Below are 16,687 nucleotides of genomic sequence, written 5' to 3' on the forward strand. Positions count from 1 at the left end.
ACCGCCAGCCCCGCGGAAAGCGAGCACCTGTAGCGGAAATCAACCACCACTCGCTACATAAAAAGCAACTATGTTTACGAAAATAGCATTATTTAAAGATAAACGATTTCAATCTTTGAGAAAATGAGCTTTTTCATAAATAAGATTTTTCTTCATTCGCCCCGTTTGGATTTCCCCGTCAAACAGTATAAAATGGGAGGGGAAGACAATACATATAAAGCAGGTGGTAGGGTTGAGTATCAATTGGACGAATGAAGTGGAGAAACGGAAAGATGATTTGCTTAAGGATTTGCAGAAGTTCCTTCAGATCAAAAGTGTACTGGATGAAGAGGATGCAACAGAAGAAGCTCCTCTTGGAAAAGGTGTGAAGGAAGCTCTGTCTTACCTGTTGACGCTGGGTGAAAAAGACGGATTCACTCCTAAAAACGTTGATCACCTTGCCGGGCATTTGGAATTCGGTGAAGGGAAGGATCTTCTCGGCATTCTTTGTCACGTGGATGTGGTTCCTGAAGGGGACGGATGGAGTGTCGATCCTTATGGCGGTGAAATCAAGGACGGGAAGATTTTTGCCCGTGGAGCGATCGATGACAAGGGACCGACCATGGCCGCTTATTATGCCATGAAAATCGTCAAGGATCTGGACCCAACCTTCAATAAGAGGATCCGCATGATCATCGGTACAGATGAAGAGAGCGATTGGAGATGCGTAGAGCATTATTTCAAAAACGAGGAAATGCCGACAATGGGATTTGCTCCAGATGCAGATTTTCCGATCATCCATGCTGAAAAAGGGATCGCGGATTATGATCTGGTCCAGGTGAAGCCAGAGCAGGTGGCTGATTCAGGGATCAAAGTCCTTTCCTTTGAATCCGGACGCCGGTACAATATGGTACCTGATTATGCAAAGGCCATCCTGGTTGTTGAGGAGGATCATACGAAATGGGTACAGAACTTTGAAATCTTCACAAAGGATGAAGGGGTCAAAGGAAGCTATTATATCGAAAATGGAGAGCTTGTGTTTCAGGTGGAAGGTGTATCTTCACACGGCATGGAACCGGACAATGGAAAAAATGCCGGTCTTTATTTAGCCGCGTTCTTATCAAAGCTGCCACTTTCCTCGCAGGGAAAACAGTTCTTTGAATTCACAACGAAGCATTTCTTTAAGGATTCAAGGGGGATCCAGCTTGGTGTCAGCTACACGGACGACATTACGGGGGATCTGACCATCAACGTCGGGAAGCTCCGTTATTCGGAAGCTGAAGGCGGTCGATTAGGGTTGAACATGCGCTATCCGGTGACCTTTGATATGGATAAAGGGAAGGGCATCATCGAGAACATCGAGGGGTATTCCATCGAGAATTTCACTGACAGCAAGCCTCATCATGTTTCCAAGGATGATGAACTCGTCCAGACCCTGAAAAAAGTATATGAAGATCAAACGGGCGAAAGAGGCGAATTGCTGAGTATCGGTGGCGGGACATATGCGAGAAGTCTCGAAGCCGGCGTAGCCTTTGGAGCATTATTCCCGGGGCGCGAAGATATTGCCCATCAGAAGGATGAGTATATGTATATCGAGGATCTCCTTAAAGCGACGGCCATTTACGCCCAGGCGATTTATGAATTAGCGTGTGAATCATAAAAGAGAAAAGGGGGAGAGGGTAGGATGAACACTGTATTTGTAAACGGGGAACTGATCGACCGTGACAAGGCGAAGGTCGATATCGAGGACCGTGGTTATCAATTCGGGGACGGCATTTATGAAGTGATCCGGGTGTACGACGGAAACACATTCACCATGAAGGAGCATATGGAAAGATTGTATCAAAGCGCTGAAAAAATGAAGCTTTCCATTCCGTATGATGAAGAGGATTTCACATCTAAGCTCCTTCATTTGATTGACGTCAATGGCGTCAAGGACGGAATCGTCTATTTGCAGGTGACACGCGGTGTATCGGCACGTCAGCATCATTTTCCTTCAGAAGATGTAGTGGGGAGTGTCGTCGCGTATACGAAGGATTTCCCAGTTCCGGCTCACCAGATGCAACAAGGGGTAACAGCCAAGCTCGTGGAAGATATCAGATGGCTGCGCTGTGACATAAAGAGCCTTAATCTCCTTGGAAACCTTCTGGCAAAGCAGGAGGCGGCGTCAGAGGGGCACTTCGAAGCGATTCTGCATCGCGGCGACACGGTAACCGAAGGCTCGTCTTCCAATGCTTTTATGGTGAAAGACGGGGTCATTTATACACATCCCGTAACAAACCTGATCCTGAATGGAATCACAAGAAGAGTCATTGAAGATCTATGCAGAAAAAATGGGGTCTCTTTTCAAGAAGAAACGTTTTCTGTTTCTGAATTGATGACAGCAGATGAAGTATTCATTGCCAGTACCACTTCAGAAGTGATGCCTGTGGTCAAGGTCGATGGACAGGAAATCGGAGAAGGAACACCAGGTGCTGTCACGAAAAGGCTTCAGTCGCTGTTCAATGAAAGAAAAGGGATGGAAGCCCGTTAAATCAGTTTTGGAGGCAATACATGTTGATTTGTTCACAACCATTTATGAAGACCGAACGAAGAATAGAAGACAACCAGCAATTCACCGTAGAGACGGAGGAGCATCTTTATTTGTACAGTGACCGGATCGTCACGCCTACGAAAAGCTTCACCATCAGTGATGTGATGGATGTGACAAGTAAGCCCCTGTCTGCTTACTATACGTTCCTCTACCTTCACACGATCGAAGGGGTCTGGACGTTCGTCGTCAAATCTTCTCCAGAACAATTCATCTCCCATTATCATAGCGTTAAATGAACATACGAAAGAGGCTGCCCCATGAACGGGCAGCCTCTTGTCATTGTATTAAAATCTGAATAAATCACTTGATAGATAACGTTCTCCTGTATCGCAGGCGATGCATACGACGACATCTTCAGGCGATAATTTCTTCGCGACTTCGATCGCAGCGTAACATGCGGCTCCTGATGATGGTCCGACTAGGATTCCTTCTTCCCTTGCCATTCTTCGGGCGATGTCATAAGCCTGTTCGTCTTCGATTTTATGAATTTCATCATACACATCCGTATTCAGGATGTCAGGAACGAAGCCTGGACTTGTACCGACCAATTTATGCCTGCCTGGTTTTCCTCCAGATAGCACGGGTGATCCCGCCGGCTCCACTACATGGACAGCAAGCTCGGGATAATGCTCCTTGAGCACCTCGCCTGTTCCGGTGATCGTTCCCCCTGTACCCGCCGTAGCGACGAATGCCGATAGGGGCTTGCCGATTTCCTTCATGGCTTCGACGATCTCCAGGGCCGTTGTTTTCCGGTGGGCCTCGGGATTTGCATCGTTTTCAAACTGCATGGGCATGAAGCTGTTAGGGATCTGCTCTGTTAGTTCTTTGGCTTTTTCGATGGCACCGGGCATTTTGTCATCCCCTGGTGTCAATACTACTTCAGCTCCATAGGCCTTCAAGAGGTTGATCCGTTCTTGAGTCATCGTATCCGGCATGACAAGGATCGCACGGTACCCTCGTGCTGCTGCATTCATGGCGAGGCCGATCCCCGTGTTTCCACTCGTAGGCTCGATGATGGTCGAACCTTCTTTCAACAAACCTTCCTTTTCCGCTTCCACGATCATTTGATAGGCGGCTCTGTCCTTGACGCTTTTACTCGGATTGTAGAATTCCAATTTCACATATACATCCGCACCATCAGCAGGGTTTAACCGATTTAATTTTACAAGGGGGGTGTCCCCGATCAAATCTGCGATATTTTGTACAACTTTCATGTTCATCTTCCTTTCAGAAAACTTTCTTCTTCTATCGTACTAATTCAGATAAATCTTATCAAATAAATTAGCTTTGTATTTCATTTTTGTTGCATTTCCTTCTAGTCATTCTCTCTCATGACACATTTTGCTAAAATGAAAGTACTAACTGAAAGGACGAGTGATATGTTGAAACCCCACTATTTCTTTGCACTTTCCCTGCCTGAGGAAACGAAGCGGTATTTGAATGGATGTGTTGAGCCGATGAGGCTTGAGGGCTCGTTTAAGAAATGGGTCCACCCGGAGGATTATCACCTGACTCTGGCCTTTTTGGGGAGCGCGGATGAACTCGTGCAGGTCATGGACAAAATGGGGCGGTTGACGCAGCCTTCTTTTCCGTTGACCTTGAGCGGATTTGGTACGTTCGGGAAGAGTGATTCCCCGAGGATCCTGTGGATGGGGGTCGAGCCTTCCGACATGCTTCACCGTCTCAGGGACCTTGTGTTTGGTGCATGTGAAGAAGCGGGCTTTCAATTGGATCAGAGACCCTTTTCACCGCATATCACAGTGGGGCGGAAATGGAATGGGGAAACCCAATTTACCCAACAGTGGCTGAATGAATTCCAGCCTCCTGAACGTCATACGTTTACAGCAACAGAAGTGGTATTATATCAAACCCACCCGGACCGGCTGCCTAAGTATGAAGCCATCCATACCATACCTTTACAGGCAAATTGACCGACACGAAAGGACCGATTTCTATGGCACAGCTGATTAAACTTCAAGATTACGTTTCACGTTACGAAACGGATTTATATAGATATCCTTCCCAATTTGTCCGATTAAAAAAGCAGCAATGGGAAAAAATGAAACAACATTGGGAGAATGGAGATCTGCCAAAGCCATCACCAGCAGTAGAGGAATTGGTTGAGGACGAGAAGAACTCCATGAAAGACAAGCTCTTTTCCCTTTTTAAGAAAAAAGAGGATGAAAATGAAGAAGAAACGATTCCCCAGCCGAGTGATGAAGACCTTTATTTGGACATGGATGCAGGTCAGGATATCCACTCGGAAGAGGAATTGAAGGCTTCCTTCTTGAACCTTGTATTTGATTTTCAGCTGAGGTGGGCGAGTTCCACCATCACGGAGAAGTCCTATGTGGATAACAGCTACCATTATGACGAACGATTACGGTATCTCCTTCAGCGTTTCCCGGATAATATTTTTGTCATGTACAACCCCGTCCTGAAAATTAAAAATGCACCTGTCGAACTGGAAACGGTCCTGATTACTCCTACAGGCATATGGTGTTTGACCTTTCTCGAGTTTGAAGAGGGAACAGCCTATATCGGTTCAGGAGAGCGGTTCTGGGTGAAAAAATGGGGGGATAGGGAGGAGAAAGTATTAAATCCCCTTATCGGGTTGAAAAGGATGGAGAGAATCGTCCATCAGATCATCCGTTATGCCGGGGTGGAACTGCCCATTTACCAAGCCGTCATAAGCAGGAACGGGTACATAGATTATCCTCTATCCCCAGTCGGGATTCAGTTTTTGGATAAACGGATCCACCATGAATGGTTCCAGCAGCAGCGTTCAAGCTCTTCACCGATCAAGAGTGTCCAGCTGAAAGCGGCTCAGGCCATTATGGAGTATTGTCAAACAACATCATTCAAGAGGCTGCAGTGGGAAGAAGCGGCGTCAGATGAGTAGCCGTCGGTTTTGCGAAGACGGGTATAGGGTATATTCTTTCAAATAGCGCTTGTTTGACTACTTCATAAAAAGCAGGCATATACCTTAATAGAGAGTCAAGATAGAGATGGATATGAAACCGTTAACTGCGGAGCAAATAGGAATGCAGTGAATACTATGAAGTAACGGTCATTTTAACGAATAAAGTTCAAAAGATGGCAGAGAGTCGGAAAATGTTAAACAAAAGTGGGTGGCAGAAGTGTTAGTCATTAGCAGGCAGTATGACGCGTTTTTAGATACGTTCAATGTAATTACCATGATCCTTCCATACGATTATCATGAAGGGAATTCCAATCACTTCACCCTGATCAAGGATGATGAAAAGATCGCTCTTCATATCGAAGAGAAGATCCCCCTGAATGATGCCATGAAATATGTGACGACCATTCAGAGTGAAAAGATCATCTTAGGCGACACGTATGAAATCGTCGACGAACATGGTACAAAGACGGACCTTCAGATCGGGGCGGTCATACGGACCGAAGAATTTGATCAAAGGTACTATTACGATGGAAATGACCTCGGTGTTACGTATCAGGATGGATGCACCGTATTCAAGGTATGGGCCCCTACAGCGACAGAGGTTCGGTTGAAGCTCAAATCCCCGGATGATGAAGAAATCCAATACCCGTATTCGAGAATGGAAAACGGTGTATGGGAATGCCGGGTCGATCACGATATAGAAGGCTATTTGTATTCGATCCTCCCGTGCATCAATCTCGTTTGGGATGAGCTGATCGACCCTTATGCGAAAGCGGTCTCATTGAATAGCGAGTGGGGCTGCGTCATCAATCCCGGGGAAAAGGTTGCTCCCCTCGCTCCATTAGCTTCTCCGACGGATAGCGTGATTTACGAATTGAATATCAGGGATTTTTCTGCCCAGAAAGAGAGCGGGATGAAATTTCGGGGGAAGTACAGTGCCTTCACGGAAAAAGGAACGAAGACGCCGAAAGGATTCTCGAGCGGGATCCAGTACTTGAAGGAGCTCGGCGTCACACATGTGGAGCTGCTTCCCGTAAACGACTTCGACGGTGTGACGGATAATCCTTCCGATACCACCTATAATTGGGGATACAATCCCTTGTTTTTCAATGCACCTGAAGGGAGCTACAGTTTAAAGCCTGAAGATCCATATGAGCGGATAAAGGAATTAAAGGCTGTGATCCAAAGCCTTCACGATGAGAATATCAGGGTCATTCAGGACGTGGTCTACAACCACGTGTTCATCCGTGAACAATCCTCTTTTGAAAAACTCGTGCCCGGTTATTTTTTCAGACATGATGAAAACGGCTTACCGTCAAACGGGACGGGGGTTGGGAATGACTTTGCCTCAGAACGTCTCATGGCAAGAAAGTTCATTGTCGATTCGATTCTTTATTGGATGAAAGAATACGGTGTCGACGGTTTCCGTTTTGATCTGATGGGGATCCTGGACGTCAAGACGATGACCGTGATCCGTGAAGAAGTGGATAAAGTGTTGCCGGGGGCGATTTTAATAGGAGAAGGCTGGGATTTGAATACGCCACTCCCTCCTCACCAGAAAGCCAATCTCCGGAATGCCCATCATCTTCATGGAATCGGGCAATTCAATGATTGGTTCAGGGACACCATTAAAGGAAGTACATTCAATCTGTATGATAAAGGCTTTGCCCTCGGCCACGGACACCTCGAACAGAAGGTGGAGCTGGTCCTCACCGGCAGCATCGGAATGAAGAGCGGGGAACGGGGCCTCTTTAAAGAACCCTCTCAATCCGTCAACTATGTAGAGTCCCATGATAATCATACTCTATGGGATAAAATGAAGGCGTGCATGAATGAAGACGAAGAAACCCTCAAGGCAAGGCACAGATTAGCGACCACGATGGTGCTCCTGTCTCAAGGGATTCCGTTTCTCCATGCAGGGCAGGAATTCTTCAGAACAAAAAAGGGAATCGAGAACAGCTATAACTCACCCGTTGAAATCAATCAGCTGGACTGGGTCAGAAGAGAAGAGTACGACGAAGTGGTCCGGTATGTGAAGGCCCTGATCCAGATACGGAAAAGTCACGGGGCCTTCCGTTTTCAACAAAGTGATTTGATCCGGGAGCATGTAAAAGTATCTCACAGCAAGGCGAATCTCGTGGATGTCACCTATCAAAATGTCCATCCATATGGTCCGTGGGAAGAGATCCTCATGGTCTTTCACTCGGATACAAAACCCTGTGAGTACTCCTTCGCTGAAGGAAAACAATGGATCTGTTTATCCGATGGCAATCAGGCAAGCGTAAGCGGCCTGTATGATGTGAAGGAGACTTCCATCACCCTTCGGCCGGTGTCTTGCTATGTATTTGTAAGGTGACCATTCATTCCAGTGCTTGACGAAAACGCAAGATGACGATAAAATCGTAAACAGATGGCTATTGATTTGCATTGCCCAATAGCTGTCTTTTTTATTTTATTAGACCTTTTTAATAAGGCACCAACATGATATAAAAGACCCTATAAACGTAAACATATAAACATGACAAAGGACCAATAGAAGGTGAATATATTGGAACACTTATTTGACCAAGATTGGGAAATAGTCCCCGCAGGCGGTGCGACGGGAGAAGCGTTCTTTGCTCAGTATCAGGAGCAGAGGTTATTTCTGAAGCGTAATTCTTCCCCTTTTGTGGCTGTTTTATCAGCAGAAGGAATCGTGCCCAAGCTTGTTTGGACGAAACGAATGGAAAACGGGGACGTCATCACGGCACAACACTGGTTAAATGGGAGAGAGTTAAAGCCTGAAGAGATGAAGGATGAACGGGTGGCGAGGCTGTTGAACAAGATCCACTCCTCAAAGCCCCTTTCAACCATGCTCGAGCGGCTTGGAAAAGAACCGTTTCAACCGGAGCATATGCTGACGGAAGTGGAGACGGGACTCGAGTTCGATCTTCTTTCATTGCCTGTCATCAGAGAGGCGCTTTCCTTTCTTCAAAAGGAGCTTATGGAAGTACAGCAGGATGAATATGTGGTCTGTCACGGAGACGTCAACCATAACAACTGGCTGCTGTCTGATTACAACCAGTTGTATTTAATCGACTGGGACGGAGCGATGATCGCCGATCCGGCCTTTGATGTAGGCTTGCTGTTATACTGGTATATCCCTGAGGATCAGTGGGAAAGCTGGCTGACCCAGTATGGTGCGGAGCTGACCGATAACTTGAAGCTGCGCATGAAATGGTATGTGGTGGCTCAGACGATCCTATCCATCCAGTGGCATAAAGGGAAAGCGCGTTTCCACGAAATGAATCATTGGATTCAATATTTACACAAGGTGATATGAATCAGGAGTAGCTGTTCATATCCGTGACCCATTGGGACAGGTTTTGTTTATTCGTCGTAATATGGTTCGTTAAGTCAGATGATGAAATCCCGCTTTGACTGTACTGGTAAATTTCCTGCAGAACGGGTTTAACGTTTTCATGAATATCGGCATTGACCATCAATGACTTGACCAACCGTTCAACCTGCTCACATTCCGAAACCGAACCGCAGCAATCCGTCGAATGATTGCTTAATATATCTGATAACAACTGCATTTGATTCTGTGAATTTAAAGGCATCGGGTACACCCTTTCATTTTTCGTATGGTTAAATGAAACACGTACATCCCAAGGGCCCTTTAAATGACCAGACCCAAAAAGGAATTCACTACTAGTGTGTGAATTCCTTTTACATTTATGCGCCCTTTTTTGAGGGACGGACCTCTACTCGGGCGCTCCATTCCATTTTTGGCTCTTGCATAGGACGGGGAGTCATGGTATGGTTTTTTCGATAATAAAAAATGAGGTGTCTACATGCGTTTACGTCATAAACCATGGGCTTCTGAGAAAATCAGTGATCATCCACAGTATGTGGTGGCAGAACCCCAGGAGAAAAAAGGTCAATGGAACAAAGAGTTTGGTAACGATAACCCGATCCATATCGAGGTAGGGACAGGAAAAGGTCAATTCGTCACGGAAATGGCAAGGGCCAATCCGGACGTTAATTATATTGGAATCGAGTTATATGAAAGTGTCATCGTGACAGCTCTTGATCGCCTGATCGAAGCGGAACTTCCGAACGTCAAGCTGTTGAATGTCGATGCAAGGAATCTAACGGAATACTTCGAAGCAGGGGAAGTGGACAGGGTCTATCTGAACTTCTCTGATCCATGGCCGAAAAACCGCCATGAAAAACGCCGTCTGACATATAAGGACTTCTTGTCCATGTATGAACAGATCCTGATCAAAGGCGGGGAAATCCACTTCAAGACAGATAATCAAGGATTATTCGAGTACTCTTTAAAGAGTTTCTCATGGTACGGACTTCATCTGAATTTCTTAAGCCTCGACCTTCATAACAGTGAATTCGAAGGCAATATCATGACAGAGTATGAAGAAAAATTCTCAGCCAAAGGGCAAAGAATCTACCGCGTCGAAGCCCAGTTTCAAAATTGATCATATGAGGAAGACAGCCCGGTGAATATGCAGGGCTGTTTTTTGTTTGCTGAGGCATCCGCCTACAAGTTGTCCGTGTATTCTGATAAAATGAAGGAGTATGAACAAAGGAGGAGTCAGGATGGAAACGTTGAAGGTTGGAGATCTTACGATACACTGGTTGAACGGCGGCGTGACTCACATGGATGGGGGAGCCATGTTTGGAGTGGTTCCAAAGCCCCTGTGGTCCAAGAAGTATGAGGTTAATGAATACAACCAGATCGAATTGCGAACCGACCCACTTTTCTTTCAGTGGGAAGGGAAAAATGTCTTGATCGAATCGGGTATCGGCAAAGGGAAGCTGAATGAAAAACAAAAGCGCAATTACGGTGTGCATGAGGAATCGGATATTGAAGCATCCCTCGCCTCCCTTGACCTTACGCCAGACGATATTGATGTGGTCTTGATGACACACATGCACTTTGACCATGCTTGCGGATTGACGAAGGTTGAGGGAGAGGAACTGGTTCCTGCCTTCCCGAATGCCGTCATCTACACCTCTCAGGTGGAATGGGATGAAATGAGGAATCCCAATGTGCGCTCCCGCAATACATATTGGAAAGAAAATTGGGAAAGCATTCAATCGCAAGTGGAAACCTTCAAAGGAGAGATGGAGGTCCTTCCGGGAATCAAAATGGTCCACACCGGTGGTCACAGTGACGGCCACTCGATCATCCTTTTGGAGCATGACGGAGAGACATTCATTCATATGGCAGATATCATGCCGACTCACGCACACAAAAATCCATTATGGGTACTCGCGTATGATGACTATCCGATGACGTCCATCGGGGCCAAAGAAAAATGGATAGGGAAAGCGATGGAAGAAGAGTACTGGTTCCTTTTCTATCATGATGCGGTATACAGAGGTATCAAGTGGAATAGAGACGGAGAAATCATTGATAAGGTTTTAAGGGAAAAATAAGAAAAGGATGATCCCGGAATCAACCGGGGTCATCCCATTTTTTTACGTTAAAGGATATACATCCACCACTGTACCGGTATAAGCGTCGGCTACGAACTCATACTGCTCGAGTTCGCCGTCTTTTCGTCTTGAAATACCGCCTTTATACACCTTGGTGCTGACGTGGTGCTTCTGATAGTCTTCAGGCTTCATCCCGATCCATGAACCATCGATGCTGCCCTCTTTTTTGAAAGAAAGTTTGACGTCTTTTAATACTTTTTCAGCAGAAATAAGGCGGGAATCATCAAGCTTTTCTTTAAGCAGATATCCGCCCGCTGCTCCGATTCCCAATCCAAATACGAAAGATTTCCAGTTCATCCTTTATTCCCTCCACAGGCTAATTTCACGTGCCGGAAGCTTCGGACCGAAAACCTTTAGTCCCTGCAAGCCTTGCCCGGCAATGATCGATAATTTGTCATCCTTAGGTACATTCTATCAAAGAAAACAGAAAAAAGAGAACTGCTTTTGTTCTCAATAGGTGGTAAGAGGTGCGAAAGTTCTGTAAAATAAGATTATACATACTGCAGATTTTATATAAAAGGGGCATAAGACATGAAACAAGATACGTTAGAGTTATTTAAGACATTGACTGAATTACAGGGAGCTCCCGGTAATGAGCATGCGGTCCGGGCATTTATGAAAGAACATCTATCCAGATACTCTGATGAAATCGTGCAAGATCGATTAGGCGGAGTCTTCGGTGTAAGAAAAGGCAGCGATCAGGATCCTGTTGTCATGGTTGCCGGGCACATGGATGAAGTAGGCTTCATGGTTACATCGATCACAGACAATGGAATGATCCGTTTTCAAACCCTCGGTGGCTGGTGGAGCCAGGTGCTGCTTGCTCAGCGGGTCCAGATCATGACGGATAACGGGCCGGTGACAGGAGTGATCGGAAGCATACCGCCTCACCTGTTAGGGGAAGAACAGCGCCGCAAGCCGATGGACATCAAGAATATGCTCATCGATATCGGTGCGGATGATCGGGAAAATGCACGTGAAATCGGAATCAAACCAGGTCAGCAGATTGTACCGATCTGTCCGTTCACCCCGATGGCCAATGAAAAGAAGATCCTTGCCAAAGCCTGGGATAACCGTTATGGATGCGGATTATCCATTGAATTATTAAAAGAGCTTCAGGGCGTGAACCTGCCCAACACCCTTTATTCCGGTGCGACGGTCCAGGAGGAAGTTGGACTGCGCGGCGCCCAGACGGCAGCCAATATGATCAATCCGGATATTTTCTTTGCTCTCGATGCGAGTCCGGCAAATGATATGTCAGGGGATAAGAATGAATTTGGTCAACTTGGAAAAGGGGCCCTTCTCCGCATCCTCGACCGATCCATGGTGACGCACAGGGGAATCAGGGAATTTGTTTTGGATACAGCAGAGTCCAATGACATTCCGTATCAGTACTTTGTCTCACAAGGCGGGACAGACGCCGGAAGAGTACACATGTCAAATGAAGGCGTACCGAGTGCGGTAGTGGGCATCTGTTCAAGATATATCCATACTCATGCGTCCATGATCCATGTAGATGATTATGCGGCTGCCAAAGAGCTGATCGTCAAGTTAGTGAAAGAGTGCGACCGCTCGACCATCGAAACCATTAAATCCAATGGATGATCACGACTAGAAAAATAGCAAAGGGCTGTCTCATTCATATACGAGTTGGGACAGCTTTTTTATAGAGAGAAAAAAGGCGTTTGTCAGACCTTTTAGAAATGAGGTATGAATTTGTTAAAGATAGCAATCGGAACAACGAACCCAGCAAAGGTGCAAGCGATACAAAAGGCGTTCGAGGAGCAATACAAGGAGGTTCAGTTCGAGTGCCTGAAAACCGAGTCCTATGTAAGTGAACAGCCCATGAGCGATCAGGAGACGATCGAAGGGGCATTGAACCGCGCAAAAAATGTTCTCAAAGCAACAGATAGTGATGTAGGAATCGGCCTAGAAGGGGGAGTATCAGAAACCCTTTACGGAATGTTTGTCTGTAACTGGGGGGCGCTTGTCGACCGGCAGGGGAACGAAATCATCGGCGGCGGGGCCAGGATTTCCCTGCCAAACGAGATCAGCCGGGAGTTAAAAGCAGGGAAAGAGCTCGGACCCCTGATGGATGAGTATACCAAGCGTACGGGAATCAGGAAGAAAGAAGGGGCCGTGGGGGTATTCACCAATGGACTCGTTACAAGGGAAACAATGTTCCTGCACGTTGTTCAGCTCCTGCTTGGGCAGTGGCAATATAAAACAAACGACCAAAACAAGTAAATCCCGGTCCATTTAGGGGTTACTTGGCCCATACCAAATCGTCCAGTCCTTCATAGGATGGAGTATATCAGACTTTATTTTATCTGATAAATTCTTTCTAAGGAGGTTAGAATTTATGGGATGCAATTATTGTAACGACCGTGTCGGCGGACGCCGGGATGATGATCGACGTGATGATCGCCGTGACGACCGTTTCTGTTGCGACTGGGATAAATTCCTGTTTGGGGACAGAAGAAGATGCAACTTGTTTGGGGCGAATGATGATCGTAGAAGATGTGGATGCGATAGAGACAACGTTAGAGGAGCAGAAGACCGTAACAGAGGATGCAGAGGCAGAAGAGGCGATGATGACAATCGTGGAAGATGCGGATGCAAGAGACGCAAGCGCTGTGGTTGTGGCTGCGGACTTTTCTGGTAAGAACAGTGGAACCCCATGGTGAATGGGGTTCTCTTTTTATGCAGAAAAATCCCCCTGAAACAAGTCCAGGGGGATTGAGATGATTATTTTACACCTTTCATCGCTCGTTGGATCATAGGTGAAATCAGGAATAAAATGACACCTAACGCGATGGCCATTCCACCGATTGAACCAAAATAAATGGTTTCATTTTCAGGTGAATAGAAGCGGACAAGCTGTGCATTCAGAGCCTGTGCACCGGCAGAAGCCAGGAACCAAAGACTCATCGTTTGAGCAGAGAACGCCTCAGGAGCAAGCTTTGTTGTAGCTGACAGACCGACTGGTGATAAGCATAATTCACCAAGAACAACGATGAAGTAACTTAGCACAAGCCATAAAGGATTAACAAGTGAACCTTCTCCACCCATTTGTGCAGGTAACAGGATCACTAAGAAAGATAAACCGGCAAACAATAGACCGAATGAGAATTTCTTCGGAATGGATGGCTGACGGTCACCCAATTTCACCCACATCCATGCAAATACTGGAGCCAGCAGGATAATAAATAATGGATTCAATGACTGGAACCATGCTGGAGAAATCGAAATCCCCATGAAATCAAGCTGTGTACGCTTGTCTGCATAGGCAGCAAGGATAGTGGATCCTTGTTCCTGGATCGACCAGAACATCACGGCTGAAATAAATAATGGAATATACGCAATGACTCTTGAACGTTCCGTTGCTGTTGTTTTCGGACTATAGTACATCACAATAAAGTAGATGGTTGGAACGACGATACCAAAGATTCCGACAATATTGATGAATACGTCCAGTGTAAATAAACCTGCTGGAATTGTAGTACCTAAGATGATCGCCAAAGCAACGACGACTGCACCTACGATTAATCCGTATTTCTTCTTTTCACGGGCATTAAGCGGATTTGGTACATACGTACCTGCAAGACCAAGATTCTTTTTCTTCGTTAACATAAATACAACAAGACCTAAGAACATACCGATTGCGGCTGCCGCGAATCCCCAGTGGAAACCTTTCGATTCCATCAGGCTACCTACGATCAGTGGAGCGATGAATGCACCTAAGTTGATCCCCATGTAGAAAATACTGAATGCCGCATCACGGCGGGTATCATTTTCACTGTACATTTCACCTACAACTGTAGAAACATTCGGTTTTAATAAACCTGTTCCGACAACAATCAATACCATTGAAACAAAGAACAGAGATAAGCTCCCTGGAAATGATAAAGCGATGTGACCAAACATGATGAATATTCCACCGTAGAAGACGGCTTTCGAAGTTCCGAATATCCTATCAGCCAACCAGCCTCCGATGACCCCGGACATATACACGAGTGAACCGTATATGGACATGATGGCTAAGGCTGTGCCTTCCTCTAGACCCAGTCCACCTTTTGATACCTCATAGTACATGTAGAACACGAGGATGGCACGCATTCCATAATAGGAAAAGCGCTCCCAAAATTCCGTGAAGAATAAAGTGAATAATCCCTTCGGGTGTCCAAAGAAACCTTTTTGAGGGACACTATCCACAATTTTCTGTTTATTCATTGATGACATGTTACTACCTCCCTTATTCTTTTACTATAATATTTTAATATTTTCTTAAAGTCAAAAAAAGTTTGCAAATGGTTAATTATAACATAAAATTTCTATAGATTGCTAATATTTAATTATTTTTAAATAGTAAAAATAATTAGGTCTTTAGGGTGTCTGGGAATTGCGCATAAAAAAGCCTGCAGGATTGATCCTGCAGGCTTTTGGACATGTTTGGGTCATTCGGATTCAAAAACGTAAGAAAGGGTCTTTAGTGCCTGTTCGATGGATGTTACTGTGACATTCGCCTTATTTGTAAGCTCTTTCAATGGATGGTGAAGTTTTTCCGGGCGAATGAGGATCAGGGGCTTTTGTAGGGTAATGGCTGTGCTCGCGTCCATCGCCGTGTTCCATTGCTTATATTCTTCACCGAATAAAGCAATCACCACATCGGATTTCTTCATAAGCAGTTCGGTTCGGAAATTATTGATGGCAGAAGCAGCTTCATCCCGGAATATCTTGTTCGGCTGCTCACCGAGGATTTCTTCCCCAATCGAATCGGAACGGTCGTGATTTTCCATGGGACCGACGAACTGAAGGGGGAGTCTGAGCGCTTTCGCTTTCTCTTTTAATTCGTCTCTCCAGGAGCTATGTATCTCTCCGGCTAAATATACGGTTAATTCCATATTGATCACCTTCCTGTTTTTAGTCATCTTATCATAAATACCCTTTCGAAGGCATTTCAACCACTTTTCCCATGAAAAAGGCAGAATTTCTTATTGGAAGGGTTGTCAGCTGGGACTTTATGAGGGTATCATAAGCGTAGGTCCTAGGTATGAAAGGGAGGGAAATCGAGGATGAAAACCACAGCATCGATCATTTTCTTTATACTATTTCTTATTTTAGCAGGATGCAATACATCGATCGACCAGGAAAAAAAGGAGACGGCAAGCGTGGTGGAGGGAGCTTTGGACTCCAATGAGAAAGCCGGTGAAGACGCTGGGAACATCAGCTTTTATCTCCCGTTTGGTGCCAAGATAGAAAAAGAATCTCCTTATAATATCATTATTTCAAAAGATTCTGATACGTTTATACTTTTCACGAACCCTCAAGAAGATAAGGATAGTGAACTTCTATATAAAATGGCCATTAATGACAAAGAGAGCCTCGTGAAGCATGGGACTTTTAAAGAAGACAACCGCTTAGGATATTATGTCATTAAAGAGTTGCCGGATACTGAAGAATACGAACTTACTGTAGGAGTGGGCGGAACGAAAGTGACAACTCAGTCAGAAATGAAAGACTTGGCGGATAACGCTGAAATGATGATGAAAATGGCAGCATCAGTGAAACACAACTAGATAGATACAGACCGGTTTTTTTCTGCGGGAGCAGGGAAGGGGCCGGTCTTTTTTTACTTTTATAAGCCTTCGCGAAACTTACCCAGGTGAAAACAAGGACCGTTCCTTTCC

Annotated in this window: 18 protein-coding genes; 13 read left to right on the forward strand and 5 right to left on the reverse strand. The window is 45.6% G+C overall.

The window, feature by feature from the left end; translation table 11 throughout:
* Positions 1-232 precede the first annotated feature (232 nt).
* Genes pepV through BVI01S_RS20560 form a run of 3 tightly spaced genes read left to right on the forward strand, consistent with a single transcriptional unit; the run spans position 233 to position 2,808 of the window.
* Entirely contained in the window at positions 233-1,639 is a 1,407-nt protein-coding gene (gene pepV, locus BVI01S_RS20550) for a dipeptidase PepV (RefSeq protein WP_061811400.1), read from the forward strand.
* Between the two features lie 24 nt (positions 1,640-1,663).
* Positions 1,664-2,512 (forward strand): D-amino-acid transaminase, encoded by an 849-nt coding sequence (dat, locus tag BVI01S_RS20555; RefSeq protein WP_061811401.1) that lies wholly within the window; start codon positions 1,664-1,666, stop codon positions 2,510-2,512.
* A 20-nt stretch (positions 2,513-2,532) separates the two neighbouring features.
* Positions 2,533-2,808: a hypothetical protein gene (locus BVI01S_RS20560; protein ID WP_034765612.1), complete on the forward strand. Its 276-nt coding sequence runs from the start codon at positions 2,533-2,535 to the stop codon at positions 2,806-2,808.
* Positions 2,809-2,856: 48 nt separating this feature from the next.
* Here BVI01S_RS20560 and cysK read toward each other — a convergent pair whose 3' ends face one another.
* Positions 2,857-3,786, reverse strand: coding sequence for a cysteine synthase A (gene cysK / locus BVI01S_RS20565; protein WP_034765615.1), 930 nt, complete (start codon positions 3,784-3,786; stop codon positions 2,857-2,859).
* A 165-nt stretch (positions 3,787-3,951) separates the two neighbouring features.
* Between cysK and thpR the strand changes: the two genes are divergently transcribed.
* The 4 genes from thpR to BVI01S_RS20585 all read left to right on the forward strand — a co-directional run bounded on the left by thpR (position 3,952) and on the right by BVI01S_RS20585 (position 8,817).
* Positions 3,952-4,503 carry an RNA 2',3'-cyclic phosphodiesterase gene (gene thpR / locus BVI01S_RS20570; RefSeq protein ID WP_061811402.1) on the forward strand — a complete coding sequence of 184 codons (552 nt, stop codon included), beginning with the start codon at positions 3,952-3,954 and terminating at the stop codon, positions 4,501-4,503.
* A gap of 23 nt (positions 4,504-4,526) precedes the next feature.
* Positions 4,527-5,474 (forward strand): nuclease-related domain-containing protein, encoded by a 948-nt coding sequence (locus tag BVI01S_RS20575; RefSeq protein ID WP_061811403.1) that lies wholly within the window; start codon positions 4,527-4,529, stop codon positions 5,472-5,474.
* A 238-nt stretch (positions 5,475-5,712) separates the two neighbouring features.
* Entirely contained in the window at positions 5,713-7,851 is a 2,139-nt protein-coding gene (pulA, locus tag BVI01S_RS20580; RefSeq protein ID WP_061811404.1) for a type I pullulanase, read from the forward strand.
* Between the two features lie 192 nt (positions 7,852-8,043).
* Positions 8,044-8,817, forward strand: coding sequence for a phosphotransferase family protein (locus tag BVI01S_RS20585; RefSeq protein ID WP_034765627.1), 774 nt, complete (start codon positions 8,044-8,046; stop codon positions 8,815-8,817).
* Position 8,818: 1 nt separating this feature from the next.
* Here BVI01S_RS20585 and BVI01S_RS20590 read toward each other — a convergent pair whose 3' ends face one another.
* Positions 8,819-9,097, reverse strand: coding sequence for a YtzH-like family protein (locus tag BVI01S_RS20590; RefSeq protein WP_034765629.1), 279 nt, complete (start codon positions 9,095-9,097; stop codon positions 8,819-8,821).
* 234 nt (positions 9,098-9,331) lie between these two features.
* Here BVI01S_RS20590 and trmB point away from each other — a divergent pair, with 234 nt between their 5' ends.
* Positions 9,332-9,973, forward strand: a complete 642-nt coding sequence (trmB, locus tag BVI01S_RS20595; protein ID WP_061811405.1) for a tRNA (guanosine(46)-N7)-methyltransferase TrmB — start codon at positions 9,332-9,334, stop codon at positions 9,971-9,973.
* A 121-nt stretch (positions 9,974-10,094) separates the two neighbouring features.
* Positions 10,095-10,937 carry a YtnP family quorum-quenching lactonase gene (locus BVI01S_RS20600; protein ID WP_061811406.1) on the forward strand — a complete coding sequence of 281 codons (843 nt, stop codon included), beginning with the start codon at positions 10,095-10,097 and terminating at the stop codon, positions 10,935-10,937.
* A 42-nt stretch (positions 10,938-10,979) separates the two neighbouring features.
* Here the strand turns inward: BVI01S_RS20600 and BVI01S_RS20605 are convergent, their stop codons facing one another.
* On the reverse strand, positions 10,980-11,294 hold the full coding sequence (locus BVI01S_RS20605; RefSeq protein ID WP_061811407.1) for a PepSY domain-containing protein: 315 nt from the start codon (positions 11,292-11,294) through the stop codon (positions 10,980-10,982).
* 234 nt (positions 11,295-11,528) lie between these two features.
* Between BVI01S_RS20605 and BVI01S_RS20610 the strand changes: the two genes are divergently transcribed.
* The 3 genes from BVI01S_RS20610 to BVI01S_RS20620 all read left to right on the forward strand — a co-directional run bounded on the left by BVI01S_RS20610 (position 11,529) and on the right by BVI01S_RS20620 (position 13,684).
* Complete coding sequence (locus BVI01S_RS20610) at positions 11,529-12,602, forward strand: M42 family metallopeptidase (protein WP_061811408.1); 1,074 nt, start codon at positions 11,529-11,531, stop codon at positions 12,600-12,602.
* Positions 12,603-12,707: 105 nt separating this feature from the next.
* Entirely contained in the window at positions 12,708-13,244 is a 537-nt protein-coding gene (locus tag BVI01S_RS20615; protein ID WP_061811409.1) for a DUF84 family protein, read from the forward strand.
* Between the two features lie 158 nt (positions 13,245-13,402).
* On the forward strand, positions 13,403-13,684 hold the full coding sequence (locus BVI01S_RS20620) for a hypothetical protein (protein ID WP_156477370.1): 282 nt from the start codon (positions 13,403-13,405) through the stop codon (positions 13,682-13,684).
* A gap of 61 nt (positions 13,685-13,745) precedes the next feature.
* On the opposite strand, the gene BVI01S_RS20625 is transcribed toward BVI01S_RS20620, so the two are convergent.
* Positions 13,746-15,239 (reverse strand): peptide MFS transporter, encoded by a 1,494-nt coding sequence (locus BVI01S_RS20625; RefSeq protein ID WP_034765650.1) that lies wholly within the window; start codon positions 15,237-15,239, stop codon positions 13,746-13,748.
* Between the two features lie 215 nt (positions 15,240-15,454).
* Positions 15,455-15,901 (reverse strand): YtoQ family protein, encoded by a 447-nt coding sequence (locus BVI01S_RS20630; RefSeq protein WP_034765653.1) that lies wholly within the window; start codon positions 15,899-15,901, stop codon positions 15,455-15,457.
* A gap of 171 nt (positions 15,902-16,072) precedes the next feature.
* Between BVI01S_RS20630 and BVI01S_RS20635 the strand changes: the two genes are divergently transcribed.
* Positions 16,073-16,576, forward strand: a complete 504-nt coding sequence (locus BVI01S_RS20635; RefSeq protein WP_061811411.1) for a hypothetical protein — start codon at positions 16,073-16,075, stop codon at positions 16,574-16,576.
* Positions 16,577-16,687: the final 111 nt, after the last annotated feature.

It is taken from the genome of Rossellomorea vietnamensis NBRC 101237 (genome assembly GCF_001591825.1).
Classification (GTDB): Bacteria; Bacillota; Bacilli; order Bacillales; family Bacillaceae_B; genus Rossellomorea; species Rossellomorea vietnamensis.